18 protein-coding genes are annotated in these 14,585 nt (G+C 54.1%); 17 read left to right on the top strand and 1 reads right to left on the bottom strand.

All coding sequences use genetic code 11. The annotated features are described in order from the left end of the window. Window positions 1-26 precede the first annotated feature (26 nt). From ACONT6_RS10340 to ACONT6_RS10315, 6 genes are read left to right on the top strand one after another with little or no spacing between them, the layout of a single operon-like run. A complete protein-coding gene (locus ACONT6_RS10340; RefSeq protein ID WP_428818455.1) occupies window positions 27-776 on the top strand; it encodes a heme ABC transporter permease in 750 nt (249 codons plus the stop codon). A gap of 10 nt (window positions 777-786) precedes the next feature. Then, window positions 787-1,020, top strand: coding sequence for a heme exporter protein CcmD (gene ccmD / locus ACONT6_RS10335; protein WP_428818454.1), 234 nt, complete (start codon window positions 787-789; stop codon window positions 1,018-1,020). A 52-nt stretch (window positions 1,021-1,072) separates the two neighbouring features. Next, window positions 1,073-1,522, top strand: coding sequence for a cytochrome c maturation protein CcmE (gene ccmE, locus ACONT6_RS10330; protein WP_428818453.1), 450 nt, complete (start codon window positions 1,073-1,075; stop codon window positions 1,520-1,522). Beyond that, window positions 1,519-3,522, top strand: coding sequence for a heme lyase CcmF/NrfE family subunit (locus ACONT6_RS10325; RefSeq protein WP_428818452.1), 2,004 nt, complete (start codon window positions 1,519-1,521; stop codon window positions 3,520-3,522). Before ccmE ends, ACONT6_RS10325 begins: the two co-directional genes overlap by 4 nt. A gap of 52 nt (window positions 3,523-3,574) precedes the next feature. Beyond that, complete coding sequence (locus tag ACONT6_RS10320; protein WP_428818451.1) at window positions 3,575-4,156, top strand: DsbE family thiol:disulfide interchange protein; 582 nt, start codon at window positions 3,575-3,577, stop codon at window positions 4,154-4,156. Next, a complete protein-coding gene (locus ACONT6_RS10315) occupies window positions 4,119-4,724 on the top strand; it encodes an IMPACT family protein (protein WP_428818450.1) in 606 nt (201 codons plus the stop codon). Before ACONT6_RS10320 ends, ACONT6_RS10315 begins: the two co-directional genes overlap by 38 nt. Window positions 4,725-4,729: 5 nt before the next feature. Here ACONT6_RS10315 and ACONT6_RS10310 read toward each other — a convergent pair whose 3' ends face one another. After that, window positions 4,730-5,815, bottom strand: a complete 1,086-nt coding sequence (locus tag ACONT6_RS10310; protein WP_428818449.1) for a PaaI family thioesterase — start codon at window positions 5,813-5,815, stop codon at window positions 4,730-4,732. A gap of 317 nt (window positions 5,816-6,132) precedes the next feature. Between ACONT6_RS10310 and ACONT6_RS10305 the strand changes: the two genes are divergently transcribed. The 11 genes from ACONT6_RS10305 (at window position 6,133) to ACONT6_RS10255 (ending at window position 14,583) form a co-directional block, all read left to right on the top strand. Further along, window positions 6,133-7,425, top strand: a complete 1,293-nt coding sequence (locus ACONT6_RS10305) for a tyrosine-type recombinase/integrase (RefSeq protein WP_428818448.1) — start codon at window positions 6,133-6,135, stop codon at window positions 7,423-7,425. 331 nt (window positions 7,426-7,756) lie between these two features. Beyond that, window positions 7,757-7,960 (top strand): hypothetical protein, encoded by a 204-nt coding sequence (locus tag ACONT6_RS10300; protein ID WP_428818447.1) that lies wholly within the window; start codon window positions 7,757-7,759, stop codon window positions 7,958-7,960. A gap of 139 nt (window positions 7,961-8,099) precedes the next feature. Beyond that, entirely contained in the window at window positions 8,100-8,642 is a 543-nt protein-coding gene (locus tag ACONT6_RS10295; protein ID WP_428818446.1) for a hypothetical protein, read from the top strand. Window positions 8,643-8,780: 138 nt separating this feature from the next. After that, a complete protein-coding gene (locus ACONT6_RS10290; RefSeq protein ID WP_428818445.1) occupies window positions 8,781-8,963 on the top strand; it encodes a hypothetical protein in 183 nt (60 codons plus the stop codon). 342 nt (window positions 8,964-9,305) lie between these two features. Next, window positions 9,306-9,707, top strand: a complete 402-nt coding sequence (locus ACONT6_RS10285; RefSeq protein ID WP_428818444.1) for a hypothetical protein — start codon at window positions 9,306-9,308, stop codon at window positions 9,705-9,707. 18 nt (window positions 9,708-9,725) lie between these two features. Then, entirely contained in the window at window positions 9,726-10,160 is a 435-nt protein-coding gene (locus ACONT6_RS10280; RefSeq protein ID WP_428818443.1) for a hypothetical protein, read from the top strand. Window positions 10,161-10,334: 174 nt separating this feature from the next. Further along, entirely contained in the window at window positions 10,335-10,808 is a 474-nt protein-coding gene (locus ACONT6_RS10275) for a hypothetical protein (RefSeq protein WP_428818442.1), read from the top strand. A 72-nt stretch (window positions 10,809-10,880) separates the two neighbouring features. Beyond that, window positions 10,881-11,255, top strand: coding sequence for a hypothetical protein (locus ACONT6_RS10270; protein ID WP_428818441.1), 375 nt, complete (start codon window positions 10,881-10,883; stop codon window positions 11,253-11,255). Continuing rightward, window positions 11,248-12,792 carry a phage terminase large subunit gene (gene terL / locus ACONT6_RS10265; RefSeq protein ID WP_428818440.1) on the top strand — a complete coding sequence of 515 codons (1,545 nt, stop codon included), beginning with the start codon at window positions 11,248-11,250 and terminating at the stop codon, window positions 12,790-12,792. Before ACONT6_RS10270 ends, terL begins: the two co-directional genes overlap by 8 nt. After that, window positions 12,792-13,655 (top strand): hypothetical protein, encoded by an 864-nt coding sequence (locus ACONT6_RS10260; RefSeq protein ID WP_428818439.1) that lies wholly within the window; start codon window positions 12,792-12,794, stop codon window positions 13,653-13,655. Before terL ends, ACONT6_RS10260 begins: the two co-directional genes overlap by 1 nt. Continuing rightward, window positions 13,648-14,583: a hypothetical protein gene (locus ACONT6_RS10255; RefSeq protein ID WP_428818438.1), complete on the top strand. Its 936-nt coding sequence runs from the start codon at window positions 13,648-13,650 to the stop codon at window positions 14,581-14,583. The genes ACONT6_RS10260 and ACONT6_RS10255 overlap by 8 nt, the downstream gene beginning before the upstream one ends. The last annotated feature ends 2 nt before the right edge of the window (window positions 14,584-14,585 follow it).

The raw sequence follows: 14,585 nt of genomic DNA, 5'->3' as shown, positions 1-14,585 counted from the left end.
AACAGAAGGGCATAGGAGTACTTATTTTGTCCTGGCAATGGTTTCACAGATTGGGATCGCCGCGCTGGTTTTATCAGAAAACCAGCGCCTGGCTACCGTGGCTCGGTGCGGCCAGTCTCTTGCTGCTTTCTGTAGGTATCGTCTGGGGGCTAGGTTTTGCGCCACAGGATGCCAAGCAGGGCAACAGTTACCGCATTATCTTTATTCATGTGCCTGCGGCCTTCCTCGCGCTCGCCGGCTACTACATCATGGCCTTCTGCGGTGCCATCGGCCTGATCTGGAAGATGAAGCTTTCATTTGTGGTGATGCGCGCGGCGGCGCCAATCGGCGCGGCGCTCACCTTCATTTCGCTGTTTACCGGCGCGGTATGGGGCAAGCCCACCTGGGGTACATACTGGGTGTGGGACGCCCGTATCACATCCATGCTGATTCTTTTCTTCCTTTATCTGGGGGTCATGGCGCTGTCTGGCGCTTTCAGCCGTGAGCAGTCCGGTGACAAGGCCAGCGCATTGCTGGCGCTGGTGGGAACGGTCAATATTCCGATCATCTACAAATCCGTCGACTGGTGGTTCACATTGCACCAGCCGGCGACCCTGAAACTTACCGAAGCCAGCACCATTGATCCCAGCATGTTTTACCCGCTGATCACCATGATTGCCGGTTTTTATCTTTTTTATGCCTGGGTGCTGACACTTCACACCCGCAGCCTGATCCTGCAACGCGAGTGGCGCACCCAGTGGGTGCGCGAACTGTTCGCACCAGCGGCGCGGGCTTGAGGGGGCTGACATGCAATTTCAATTTGATAGTTTTGCCAGTTTTATTGCCATGAATGGCCATGGCCCCTACGTCTGGGTTTCATATGCCGTGGCACTGCTTGTCCTGGTGGCGCTGGTGGTGCTGCCGCTGCTGCGCCAGCGCCAATTGCGCCGGGACTTCGGCCGGCAAATGCGCCAGGAAGAGGCGCGTCGTCGCGCGGCGGAGAATCGCCAGCCGCAGCCGGAACATGCAACCGCGTCCTGAGCCTGAATAGCTCCGCAGCCGTTTTTAAAAATCGATTTATAACAGGTCAATCATGCACCCAGCCCGTAAACAACGACTGATTCTGGTGGTTCTTCTGGTGGCACTTTCCAGTGCCGCTGTGGGTTTTGTCGCCTACGCGATGCGCTCCAATATGGATTACTTTTATGCGCCCAGCGCTTTTGCTGCCGGTGAAGTGCCTTTTGAAAAGCGTATCCGTGCCGGTGGCTGTGTGGTGCCGGGTAGTATTGTGCGCGACAACGACTCCCTCGACGTGCGCTTTGCGCTCACCGATGGCGATGCAGAACTGGAGGTGGTGTTCGACAAGATTCTGCCAGACCTGTTTGCAGAGGGTGAGGCCGCGGTGGTGACCGGCAAGCTGCAGCAGGATGGTTACGTACGCGCAGACCAGGTGCTGGCCAAGCATGATGAATCCTACACGCCGCCGGAAGTTGCAGAGTCCATGCGCGGTGAGGCGAAATGCCACGGAGATGCCAAGATATGAGTCCTGAGCTGGGTCACTTTGCCCTGATTGTCGGTCTATTGCTCTCGGTTGCGCTGTCAGTAGTGCCTCTGCTGGGTACCTATACCGGTCGCGTGCTGTGGATGGATACCGCGCGCCCGCTTTCTCTGGGGGTGCTGGCATTCACCGCGCTGTCCTTTGTCTGCCTGACCGTGGCGTTCGCTAACAGCGATTTCACGGTTGCCTATGTGGCGCAAAACTCCAACAGCATCCTGCCGATGATCTACAAGATCACTGCAGTATGGGGCGGTCACGAGGGGTCAATTCTGCTGTGGTTGTTGATGCTGGCGGGCTGGACCGCAGCGGTTGCCCTGTTCAGCCGGCAGCTGCCTGAAGTGCTGGTAGCCCGGGTGTTGTCGGTACTCGGTATGCTGTTGATCGGCTTCTTTCTGTTTATCCTGCTCACCTCGAATCCCTTTGATCGGATCCTGCCGTTCCCGCCCAATGACGGCAGCGACCTGAATCCGCTGCTGCAGGATCCGGGGATGATCATTCACCCGCCGCTGTTATATATGGGGTATGTGGGTTTCTCGGTGGCCTTCGCTTTTGCCATTGCGGCACTGCTGGAAGGGCGCCTGGACAGTGCCTGGGCCCGCTGGGCGCGGCCGTGGACGGCGGTAGCCTGGTCTTTCCTCACCCTGGGTATTGCCCTCGGGAGCTGGTGGGCCTACTACGAGCTGGGTTGGGGCGGCTGGTGGTTCTGGGATCCGGTGGAGAACGCATCCTTTATGCCCTGGCTGGTGGGAACGGCGTTGCTGCATTCCCTGGCAGTGACCGAGAAGCGCGGGCTTTTCCGCAGCTGGACCATCCTGCTCTCTATTTTTGCCTTTGGCCTCAGTCTGTTGGGGACCTTCCTGGTGCGCTCCGGCGTATTGACCTCGGTGCATGCCTTCGCCACCGATCCCCTGCGCGGCGGATTTATTCTGGCGTTCCTGGCGGTCGTGGTGGGTGCGTCTCTGTTGCTGTTTGCGGTGCGCGCACCGGCAGTGAGTGCCGGCAGTGTGTTTTCTGTGCGCTCCCGGGAGACCTTCCTGCTCGGCAATAACATCGTACTGATTCTGATTATGGCGGTAGTGATTACCGGCACCCTGTACCCGCTGCTTGCCGATGCATTGGGCTGGGGCAAGATCAGTGTGGGGCCACCCTTCTTCAACATGTTCTTTGTTCCCCTGATGTTGGTACTGAGCCTTCTGCTTGGGCTCGGCATCCACGCCAACTGGAAAGACAGCCAGATGGGCAAGCTGGCGAAGACCTGGGGTGTTCCTGCGCTGGTGGCAGCGGTCGCGGCGCCGCTGTTGACTCTGTTGGCGGGTGATTTCCACTGGGGCGCGATGCTCGGCGTGTTTGCGGGCCTGTGGGTGATCGCCTCCACCGTGGCGGATATGCGGGTGAAATCCCGTAATGCCGACACTCTCTGGGCCGGCCTCAAACGTCAGCGTGCCAGCTACTACGGCATGCATCTGGGGCATATTGGTCTCGCCATTTCCATCCTCGGTGTGGCATTGACCACCGTGTACAGTATCGAGAAAGACCTGCGCATGTCGCCGGGGCAGAGCGCGGCGCTCTCCGGTTATGAGTTTACCTTTGAGGGGGTGCGCCAGGTTCAAGGGCCGAATTACCGGGCTTCTGAAGGTGTGCTGATGGTGCGCAAGAATGGCCGCCTGATTGCGGAGTTGCTGCCGCAGAAGCGCAGCTACCTCTCCGGGGGCAACATCATGACCGAGGCGGCCATTGATAGTGGGATTTTCCGCGACCTGTATGTGGCGCTGGGGGACCCCATGGATAAAAGTAACCTGGGCGGCGACTGGGCGGTGCGCCTCCAGTACAAGGCTTTTGTGATCTGGATTTGGCTCGGCGCGGCGCTGATGGCGTTGGGTGGTGCCATTGCGGTTGCGGACAAACGCTATCGCAAGGTCAAAGCGGCGCGGACAAACAAGGTGGCCGCTGCTGGCTCTGCAAATGGCTCCCTGGCCGGAACCTGATTCCGGCCCGCTTCACCAAAAGCCAGACTGAATTAAAGGATTGCGACGCTCGATGGCCAGGTTAAAACTGTTTCTACCTCTGATTATTTTTGCTGCGCTGGCGCTGTTGTTCTGGCGCGGGCTCTCCTTGAATCCCCAGGATATGCCCTCGGCGCTGGTGAACAAGCCGGTGCCGGAGTTCACCCTGCTCGATGTGGAATCCAACCGCGAGCTGAAAAAGAAGGATCTGCCCAACAAGCCGCTGTTGTTGAATGTTTGGGCTACCTGGTGCATTTCCTGCCGGGTTGAGCATCCGTATCTCAATGACCTCGCCGCGGGTGGGGTGCCTATTGTCGGTATCAACCTGAAGGACGATAACGAAGCGGCACAGAAGTGGCTGGAGAAATTTCACAACCCCTACCTGTTTTCCGTAGCGGACGTAGAAGGGCGCCTGGCGCTGGATCTCGGCGTGTTCGGTGCGCCGGAGACCTTCCTGGTGGACGCGGGTGGAACCATCCGTTGCAAGCACGTTGGTGTCGTCGACGACAAGGTGTGGCAGACCAAGCTGCAACCCCTCTACGAACGTTTACAGAATCAGGAATGGGACGAATTCTCTGGTGAGTTATCAGATTCCCTGCTCGCCCGTTGTCACTGAGACGGAAGAGAAAAAGAGCCGTTTTATCTGCTGGCTGGGGCCAGTTACCGATAAAGCGGCTTTTTTGCATGAGCTCGAACTAATTCGCTCTCGCTATCCCGATGCCTCGCACCACTGCACGGCGCTGGTGATCGGCAATCCCTCCAATCCGCAGACGATGCAGTCCGACGATGACGGTGAGCCCGGCGGCAGCGCCGGGCGTCCGATGCTCGAGCTGTTATTGAAGCAGGGGGTGGGGAATGTCGGGGCGATTGTTACGCGTTACTTTGGTGGTACCAAGCTCGGCGTGGGTGGCTTGATGCGCGCCTATCGCGGGGCGGTGGGCGCGGCGCTGCAGTCTGCGGAGTTGACTACCTTCATTCCGCTGCTGGCGGTGCGGATCGTGTGCGATTTTGCAGAGGAATCTCGTGTACGTTTTCTGGTTGCCCAGTGTCGCGGTGTTTGTGAAGACGCCGTTTACACCCACCAGGTGAGCGTGCCGGTTCAGCTTCCGCAGGATCAGTGGCCTACGCTCAGGGCGCAGCTACAGGCCGAGGGCATCCGCTTTGAAGAGCTTGAGGCGACCTGACGCGTTCACGCCGGCTTGGTCGTTGCGCTGGCGATGATTTCCTCCGCTTTCTTGCCTTCACCGAGCATTCTCGCTCCACCCGGTAAAACCAGTGCCGAACCTGTCGCCATAGCGACGCGTTTCCCCTCCGCATTGGTGATAACACATGAAGATACCCGCAACTGGCGTCCGCGGTGGTGGACTCTTGCGATCAGCTTGAGCGGCCCCGAGTCGATGTTTGCGGCGTGGGTAAAACGGATATGCATATCCAGGGTGGCGAACAAGTCCCCGGCCGGGAGCGTGGAGTAGACCGCCGCTCCCATGGTGAAGTCCGCCGCCCATGCGAGTAACCCGCCATTAATCGAAAAGCTGCCGTTCGAAAACCAGGCCGACGATGGCAGTGTTGCTTCGCAGCAACCGTCTTCGATTGCGGTGGCCCGATATCCGGTAAATAGCCATACCGGATGGGTGCGTCCCTCTTCGATGGTGGCTTTCTGCAGGTCGATGGGAGTCCATCCCGCCAGTTCCTGCAGGTTGCAGAAATTGGAAGACGGCCCCAGGCGCAGGTACGGATCTTCCGGGGTTGTTGGGCCGAGGTCGGGTGCGGGAAAGTCCGTGTCGGCATCTACGGGAAAATCCATGATCAGGCAGCGTGAGCTGCCAAAGGCCAGTGTGCGTCCCTCCTGATCGGAGATCTGTACCGTAGACAGTCCCACCTGGCTGCCCGAGTGCACGGTGGTGGCGTGACCGATGATATTTCTGGTCTGCTCCGTGATCGGGCGTAAAAAGGACATGTTGAGTTCGGAGGTGGTCAGTATTTTGGAGGCGGGCAGTGTGGTCCAGATCGCAGAGGCCAGCGGTGAGTCTGCGAACAGGGCATAGATACCGCCCCAGTAAATGCCGGTGCCATCCGCCAGCCAGGGTGAGATAGGCATGGAGAAGGTCGCCTTGCCCAGTCCGGCCTCTGTGGGGTGTAAGCCGGTCAGGCGCCAGATAGGAGGCAGCGGGAGGTCGCCGCGAATATAACGCTTGAAGGTCTGCAGCCCCTCCTGCTGCAGGGCCCTCAAATCGGCAATGGCACCGCGGTGCGGTTCGTCGGTAATGTTGGGCATCGACTTCTCCCTGTATATCGCAGAGATATCGGAGAAATACTAAGGTCGCGTGCGGGAGGGTGTTAATGGCGGAAACAAAAAAGGCCCACACTTTCGTGTGAGCCTTTTCTGTATATGGCGGACCGGACGTCCGACGAACCCGCTTTTTATTGCCAGTTCTTGCCAGCAATGTACCATTTTCTACGCCATGTAAGCCCTTGTTTTATAGGGGTTGCGGCGCTATATTCCCCTCATTCGGGACTCTTGCCAGTCCCCGCTAGCAACCTCTAGCGTTTTTCAGTCTGTACCATTTGCTGTGCCATTTTTTTGGGGGAAGTATGCTGACCAAGGCCGAAATCGAAAAAGCTGTACGAGCCAGAAAGAAGTCTATTCAAGTAGGGCCGGGGCTGATCCTGACCATAAACAATGCCGACACATGGAAGACTGAGGACGAAATCCGGGGAAGCTGGAAAGCGCGCTACACATGGCAGGGCAAGACCGTGACCATGGCACTGGGCAGCGCCGATATATTCGGCAGGAAGAAAGGCAAAACCCCCCGGCAAGCCCTAACCAGAGCACAGGAAATCCAGCGAATGGCCGCTGAAGGCATTGACCCCAAAGTAGAAAAGGCAGCCGCCAAGGCAGGCAGGTCCGCCGCTTCTTCGATCCCCACCTTTGAAGAGTTGGCGGTCAGACATTGGGAAACCCACAAAGGGGCGTGGTCCCCCAAGCACGCCAGCCAATGGATCAACAATATGCGTGATCACACGTTCCCCCATATCGGCCACCTTCCCGTTTCCGAGATTGACGGCCCAATGGTAAAGCTGGCCATGGACCCGATATGGATGGACATAAAAGAGACAGCCGACCGAGTTTTGCAGCGCATCCATGCCGTATTTGAAGACGCTGACGCCCTTGATTACACGGGGGGAAAGAAAAACCCGGCTGACGTGGCGAAGCGGTTGCTGCAAAAGCGTGACAGGCGGGCCGATGAAAAGCATTCAGCCTCGGTACACTGGCATGAAGCCCCAGAATTTTTCGCCAGTATTGGGGATGATAACGCCGCCTGTACCCCTTTGCGCTTTATGATGCTCTGCGGTCTGCGTACTGCCCCTGTCCGTTTCTCGCAATGGGAATGGCTGATTGAAGATGGCTCGGTCATTCGGGTTCCGGCTAAGTACATGAAGCTGAAGCCCCACGAAAAGAAAGACAAGCGCAATGACCACTTTCTGCCAGTGACGCCCCACATTCAGGCAGAACTGGAAAAGCTACAACAGGGCACAGACTTTATGTTCCCCGGCGAGCGCGCCGCGCAGGTCAATTCCAACGCCCTAAACGACCTCTGCAAGCGAATGCACAGGGACAAATTTGCAATTGATAGGAAGGGGTGGGTAGATAAAGAAACCGGCGAAATCGTATGTGGGCACGGAATGCGCTCTACCTTCCGCACTTGGGTAGGTGATGTGAAAGGCCCCGAGTATAAAGACCTCGCTGAAAAAACCATTTCCCATGTCGTTAAAGACCCCAACCGGGGCGCTTATGACCGGGCAAAAATGCTGAAATTTCGGTATGACCTATTGGCAGAATGGGGGGAATACCTAACCGGCGGCAATAACTGGCGCGAGATATAACCAGAAATTCAGCCCGTTTAAACGCTGCCCCCGCAAAATTATCCACTACCCACAGAACGCGCCACCCGGCGCGTTTTCTTTTTTCCAATCAATGATTTATGTGCAGCCATTAATTGATTCGTTTAATGGTTGTCCACAATCCCTTTTTAAAAAAACCGTGAGATACCAACAGCTTGTACGTACACTGCCGTACATTTTTGAGTTGGCGTATACAGAAAAGGCTGACTATATTTCCAGTCAGTGCCGGCAGACGCTGGCCACCAAAGTCTCACAGGACTTTCATCTAAAAAACTGAGCGATTTTTCATTCAACCAGCAAAAGGGAATTTGCTATGAGTGCCGCTACTTCTTTGCCTGAATGGCACCTGTTGTCCCCCGATGAGCAAGCCGCCGCCGCTGGCGTGGCGCGCAGGACTATTGATCATTGGGCCGCCACCGATCCAAAACTAAATGAAATTGCCCCACCAATAAAAATTGGGAAGCGAAAGAAGGCCCGCCGCAGTGACCAGTTTCTGGAATACCTGCAACAGCGCTAACCGACAGGCGAAAAAAAAGCCACGCGGGGGCATGGCCTTAAACGGATTTCTTCAACACACGGGCGGATTTTAATTCGGCCCGGTAGGTATTACTACCCGCGCGCGCTTATCAACAATTTATTTAGTTGAGGGGGGCGCCATGGTCGGGCTTGAATTTGTCCGGGGGCGATTGCTTTTTAATGGCGATGATCAGCACGACCCAGAAACGGAAAGCCTGATTATCCGGCTTTGCCAAATACCAGCATGGCGGATTATTCAGGTTGTACCGAAACGGAAAGCCCCGGTAGAAGGCGCACCAATTAGCGGTTATGTAGACATGCAGTTGGTAAACCTATTCACGGGCGAATCTGCGTACTGTCAATTCAACGTGGAAATCCGGCGACAGCGAACAAGGGGGAAGCACAAGGCGGGCGATTTATACCGCAACAAAAAACAGTTCTGGCTTGGCGACGGTCATGCACTGGCAAAGCTGTTAAGAGCGTGCGGCATTGAACCTATCAACGGTATGGGGGATGCGTGGCAGTACCTTGGTCGATTAAAGAATTTGGTTGTCACAGCGCCCGCGCCTATCGGTAGAGAAAAGCTGAAAAGTACATTGCTTCACCCGCTATCAATGTCTGTACTGCCTGTGTTTCTCACCGATAAGCCACCGATAAGTGACCGATACGTGACCGATACGTGACCGATAAGCGACCGATAAGAGCCACCGATAAGAAAACGCCCGAATCCGTTACACGACAGGGGTTATAGAAAGTTACTACCACATAGCGTACACAGCGCAGTAATACAGTAAACAGTAAACAGTACACAGGGGCTTTGCATGGATGCGAAGGCTTTGGAACAGGCATGGATCGTTGTGTTACCGGATGGCAAACAAGTGAAGATGGTTGGTCATTGGTGTAATCACAAGGAAGCACTGGAAGCCGCCCAATGGCGTTGGCCCGGTGCGACAGTTTCAACACGCGCACAAGAAGCATGTAAAACCAAAGAGGAATTGGTGTGAAATTGTTTATCAGTGTTCAAGAGTTCCGCCGGATATTCGGCTATGAGGAAAGCGAGTTCATAACCGCAATCCAGACCGCCTATCTGGCCCGCCCAGTGTGGTCAGTGTTGGAATCAGTGCACGGGTACTGGCTGGCAATAGATACGCTGGAAAGGCTCAGGGAAAGGCCACCGGGTTTACACAACAGGCCCTTGCTTCCAACCCCTGAAAAACCAGAGAAATAGCGTTTACACGTTGCACCCATAGGTCACAGATAGTCACTGATTTTGATGGAAAAAACAGCGCTTTTTTGGGAAAATAGGCCCTATAAAACAAGCATATCCAACACACTGTAGGCTTCCTGTGATTCGTTTCCTTTCTGTCGCTTTGCTCACCCTCACCACTTCCAGTGCCCTAGCTGATTGCTACGTGGTTGGAAATCTCAAAGGTAAAGGCTTCCGCGCTGCTGAAAATTGGCAGCTAGGCGATGATGGCCTTTCCAACCAGCAGTTCATCATCGAAATCTACGGCCAAACCGCAAAGGTTTCCCCAAATGACATGAATTGCCGTCCCGGCTTACCCAATGGTGTTATCTGTAAAAGTAGTAAAGGCGGTTTGAGCGCATTGGAAACATGGACTGTCTACCCGGAAGACAACACGGTGATATTCACTAAAGTCCGTAGCGGGTTGGGCTTTTTTGATGGGGCCATGATGTTCAAAGGCGACATTCTCAAGCGTTGCGGCAATGACGCCCTGATCAACTAACCCCAGAGAATTCACACGATGAAACGCTTAATCACCGCCGTCGCACTGTCTTTGCTGACCACCACAGCCATTGCTGAAGAGCTACCAAGCTGGCTTTGCTTGACCGAGAAGTCTACAGGCTTCAAGTTGGAAGATGGAAGTTGGCATTACACTAAATTCAATGCTGAAGCTCGCCGTTACCTGATCCGCCCAGCTAAAGAATCAGAAAAGAATCTTCCGGGCGTAATGAAAAACGCCACCCATGCGGTGTTTATTTTCGGGAAAGCAGACCCGCGCCAGCTTTGCAGGTACGCGAAGGGTGCCCCATTACTGTGTGACCAGTTCCACGGGGAATTTAAATTCAATGCGGACACGCTGCGATTTATGACAACACATACCGCAGGCTGGGTAGACGGTGACGACGCCGACCGCCACACCCCGATAATAGAAATTGGCCGATGCTCAGAGATTTAACCCACCAAGCCCCCTAAACCAAGGGGGTTTTTCGTATCTGAACTGTATATATCAACAACTGGCGTTTAATACAGCTCAACCCCACCAATACCACTTGCACCCTATACGGGTAGAGGCGCATTCTGCATTTCACAAACTGAATCTAATTCAATGGCAACGCAAGGATGCGAAACCATGGCAAATGCGGAAGTTGTTGAGGGTGGGTTGCTTTCCGAGCAGGAAAGCCGCCGCCCCGGCCCCAAACCCGGTCAGCGGCACAGCGGCCAGTACAAATCCGGTGCGGAATGGAACGGCAACCCGCTTGGCTGTTACGGCAAGATGGGCAAGACCGCTGCACAGGCCATCCAGAAGAAAGCCTACACCCTTGTAGCCGAACACATAGATACCCTCGACGATATTGCCAAAGACGACACCAACCCCGCTCAGGCGCGCATAGGGGCGATTCGTGAGCTTGGCGAACTCAGCAACATCAAATCTGCCATCAAGCGCTCAGAAGCCGAATCAGAAGCTCTCACGGACATTAAAACCAAGAGCGAAGAGGTTCTTTGGCGAATGATCAATCAGGCTGAAGTGATCGAAGGCGAGCTGGAAACAGATCAGCCGGACAGTGTGTCCGACGAACATGCAGTTGAAAGCCCCGACACATAAGGGGTTGATGAAAGTGCCAACGGAAATGGCGCAGTAAACGGTACACCAACACACAAAACAGAGGGCAACCACATGGAACGTGGAAGACTCACGCAAGCAGTAGAGCAACAGACACGGATGCAAAAGCAGGCGGCTATTGCACAAGCGCTGCGTGTAAACGCTGAAGGACGAGCGCTGGCCGATGCCCTGAGAAAAACACCCCCCCCCGGTGCTTTGAACTTTGATTCGGTAACAAGCGACTTAGCCCCCCAACAAATTTCCCATAATCCAAAACAGTTGGCGCAAAACCCAACAAATAAAATTTCCCAAAACCCAAAGCCAATGGCGCGTAAAACCGCCTTCATTGAAACGCAGGCACCCAAGGCTAAACCCGCCACCATTCTGACCAACCGAGCCGTAAACGAACCGCAGGCTGAAGTAATACCCTTCCCGGTGCGCCATGAGTAAATATTCCGCCAAAGCACGGGAAGCCGCACAGGAATTATTGATTCGCAGGGAAGCCCGCAGAAGCCTTTATGCCTACATGGATTTAATGCGGGAAACCCATCTGCCTGACTTCATCCACCAGCCTGCACAGCATCACCGGCTGATGGTGGACGTGATCGAAAAATTCACCACCAAGGGGGAAGACCGCGCCACGTTCGCCTTTCCCCCCGGTTCTGCAAAGTCCACTTATGGCAGCGTAATTGCCCCCACTTGGTTACTCGCCCAAGACCCCACCCTGCAAATTATTTGTGTGAGCAACAGCCAGAGCCTTGCAGAGTCGTTTTCCAGACGCCGAAGAGCCGCCATGGAAACCGATCAGTGGAAAAGGATCAGCGGCACGGAATTATTACCGGATGCAAAATCACTGGAATATCAGGGCACCAAGGAAGGCGGTGGAATCCGGTGTCTTGGTGCCGGTAGTACGGTCACGGGTTTTCGTGCGGATTACATATTTGCCGATGACCTGATTGTTGGCCATGAGCAGGCATCGAGCCTTCAGCAGTTGGACAAGATTTGGAACTGGTATTTATCCGAACTCAGAAGCCGTCTGAAGCCGAACGGAAAGCAGTTGGTACTTGGCACCCGTTGGGCCACACAGGACGTGATAGGCCGGTTGTATGAGCTTTACGATCAGGAAATTGAGGATTGGAAACATATCCGCGTTCCAATGCTCTGTGATTCCCCCAGTGATCCACTGGGCAGGGAATTAGGCGAAAGGCTCTGGCCCGACTGGTTTACCGAAAAAATGGTCAAGGATGCGCAGCGTGATCCGCTGATTTGGCAAACGCTTTACCAGCAAACCCCAATGGATTTTGAGGGCAGTTGGGTAGACAGCCAGCATTTCCAAATCACGCGCACCATTCCTGCTGGCGTGAAATATTACTTTGGTATAGATATTGCGCTTTCCGTGGGAAAAGGCGACTACACGGTAATTGCAGTTGTGGCAATGGATGCCATGAAAGGTCTGTATGTGGTGGACGTGTATCGGGAACAGGTAAGCCCCGATGAATCCGTGGAAGCCCTGTATAAACTCGCCAAAAAATATCCCCCTGCTGGAATCTATCTGGATAACGATTCGCCCTCGAAAATGTGGTGCCAACTGGTTTGGCGGCAGGGAAAAGAAAAGGGAAAATCTTTGCCCCTGATTGCCGTGCCCACTGGCAACAAAGACAAAGAAACCCGCAACGCCCCCTTGCGTGCATTTCTGATTCAGGAAGCGATTCATTTTAAGCAGGCGCTATGGAATGGCGTGGTGTTTGATGAGTTAGCCAAATTTCCTGGCGGGCGTCACGATGACGTTGTGGACGCAATTGGAATTGTTTGTCGGCAATTCCCAAAACTGTCGGCCCCCACCAATCCTGCAAAAAGAATGGGCATGAATATCGAACGCCAGTTGGTGCCCCATCAAAACGGCTATGCAATCAATGGCACGGTGGAAGAGTTATACGATCTCAGGGACGAGTATCGTGGTAAACCATGGAACAGAGGCAGAATCTGATGAACCCCCAGCAAAAACTTCAAATGCAGCAACAATACGCCGTAGCGACTGCGAGAGCGCACGCAGAAATTCGCAATGAAATAGCAGATCGCATGCGCTATGGCGAGCCAGTGCCGCGAGAGCTTTATTCAAAACTGCAATCACTGGAAACGGAAGCGCAATCGCTATTACCACTGGAAGGATTGCAGGCTGCATTGAAGATCAGCAACCACTATGCCGCCCAATTTGATCAGCAATCGCAACAGCGTTATGAAGCGGAAACCGGGCGTATTATGCGGAATGCGGTAGAGCGTGGTGCACAGAAGCTCACCGCTGGCATGTATGGGGAAAAAGGGCTTTCCCCAGAGCAATTCAATCAGCTTAAAAACGGCGAGAAACTGAAGATTCAGAACCCGAAAAAAAGCAAATTTTCTACAGCATCTTTTGAAGCCATTATCACCGATAATGGAAAGAAGAACCTGAAGCAGCAGATAAGCAAGCTGGATGACCTTCATGACAAGAAACGGATGCGCGACCCCGCCCAGTATCAAGAGGCATTGCGCAGCGCAGGCGTTTCTAAAGAACTTGCCGAATATTACGACCGTTATGCAATTGATTATGGAATGGCAAAGCGACAGGAAGAAGCGGTAAAAAATGAAGCAGATTTTGAAGAAGTGGAAGCGCATGACGACTACCAGCGTAAAGCGCAAATTGCCGATAACTGGATGGAACGGAACGATGAAATCCCGGTAACGGAAGAAATAAATTCCGACTATCTGAATCACGTCGAATACGATAAAGACGGAAACGAACAGCCCAGCCTTACCCAGTCCATAGCCCGCGCCATGGAATACCACGATAACGAGGTATTGAACAATGAATGAGCCAACACAGCCGTTTCTTCCCGGTTCAGAGCCTAGTCAGGAAGAGCTTTTTGAAGCTATGAGGCTAGGCATTGAAAGCCGTGGCAAATACCGAGGACTGCAAAATCAATACCGCCAAGCAAGCGATATGGCAGCAGCAAGGCTTGGTAGCGTGCGTGGCCAAGGTTTATCGGCAACCGCCCCCACACTGGCTAATGCTATTGCCACAATTTACCAGAATTATCGGGGCGGCCAGAAAATGAGTGAGCTTGAAAAGCGGTTTGAACAGCTTTCCAAGCAGGAAGCCGAAGGGGATATGGCAAAGCTGCGTTTAGAGTTGGCCGCAGGTAAAGGCGATAAATGGCTGTCCGGTGGTGATGGCGTTATTTTCGAGCAAGGCAGTGGCGAATCTAAACGGCTTTATGACGCAGAACCAAAGCAAACGCCAGAAGAAAATCTGGAAGGTCAGAAAGAATTGAAGCGCTATGAAGCTGATTTGAAAAAGCAGGCTGAGGCGGAAAAGCGAGCTGCTGAAGAGGAAAATGATCAGCTCGAATTGGCCAAAACCTACAATGCCTACCGCACCGGAATGGAAACCCTGGAAGCCACTTTGGGTGATGTTTTCACTGGCCCTATGTGGGGGATGCTTCCAGCGACAACGGAAGACCAGCAAATTGCAGATGGCGCAATCAATAATATGTCGCAAGTTTTGAAAAGTCTTTTCAGGACTTCAGGGGAAGGCACATTTACGGATAAGGATCAGGAAATATTGATGAGTATGATCCCAACCCGAAAAGATAGTCCCGGCGCCGCTCAACAGAAAATTATGAACCTGAACCGCTTGGTTGAAGCAAAGTTGGGCATTCGATCAACAGATTCGAATAAAGGCGTTGTAGATCGTTCAACGCCCGATGAATTTGAAGCGCGGGCCTCAAAATACGGACTGTGACC

This window comes from Microbulbifer sp. MCCC 1A16149, assembly GCF_050368945.1.
In the GTDB taxonomy this organism is placed as follows: Bacteria; Pseudomonadota; Gammaproteobacteria; order Pseudomonadales; family Cellvibrionaceae; genus Microbulbifer.
Note: the sequence above shows the minus strand (reverse complement) of the source record. Positions and strands in the feature narration are given on the sequence as shown.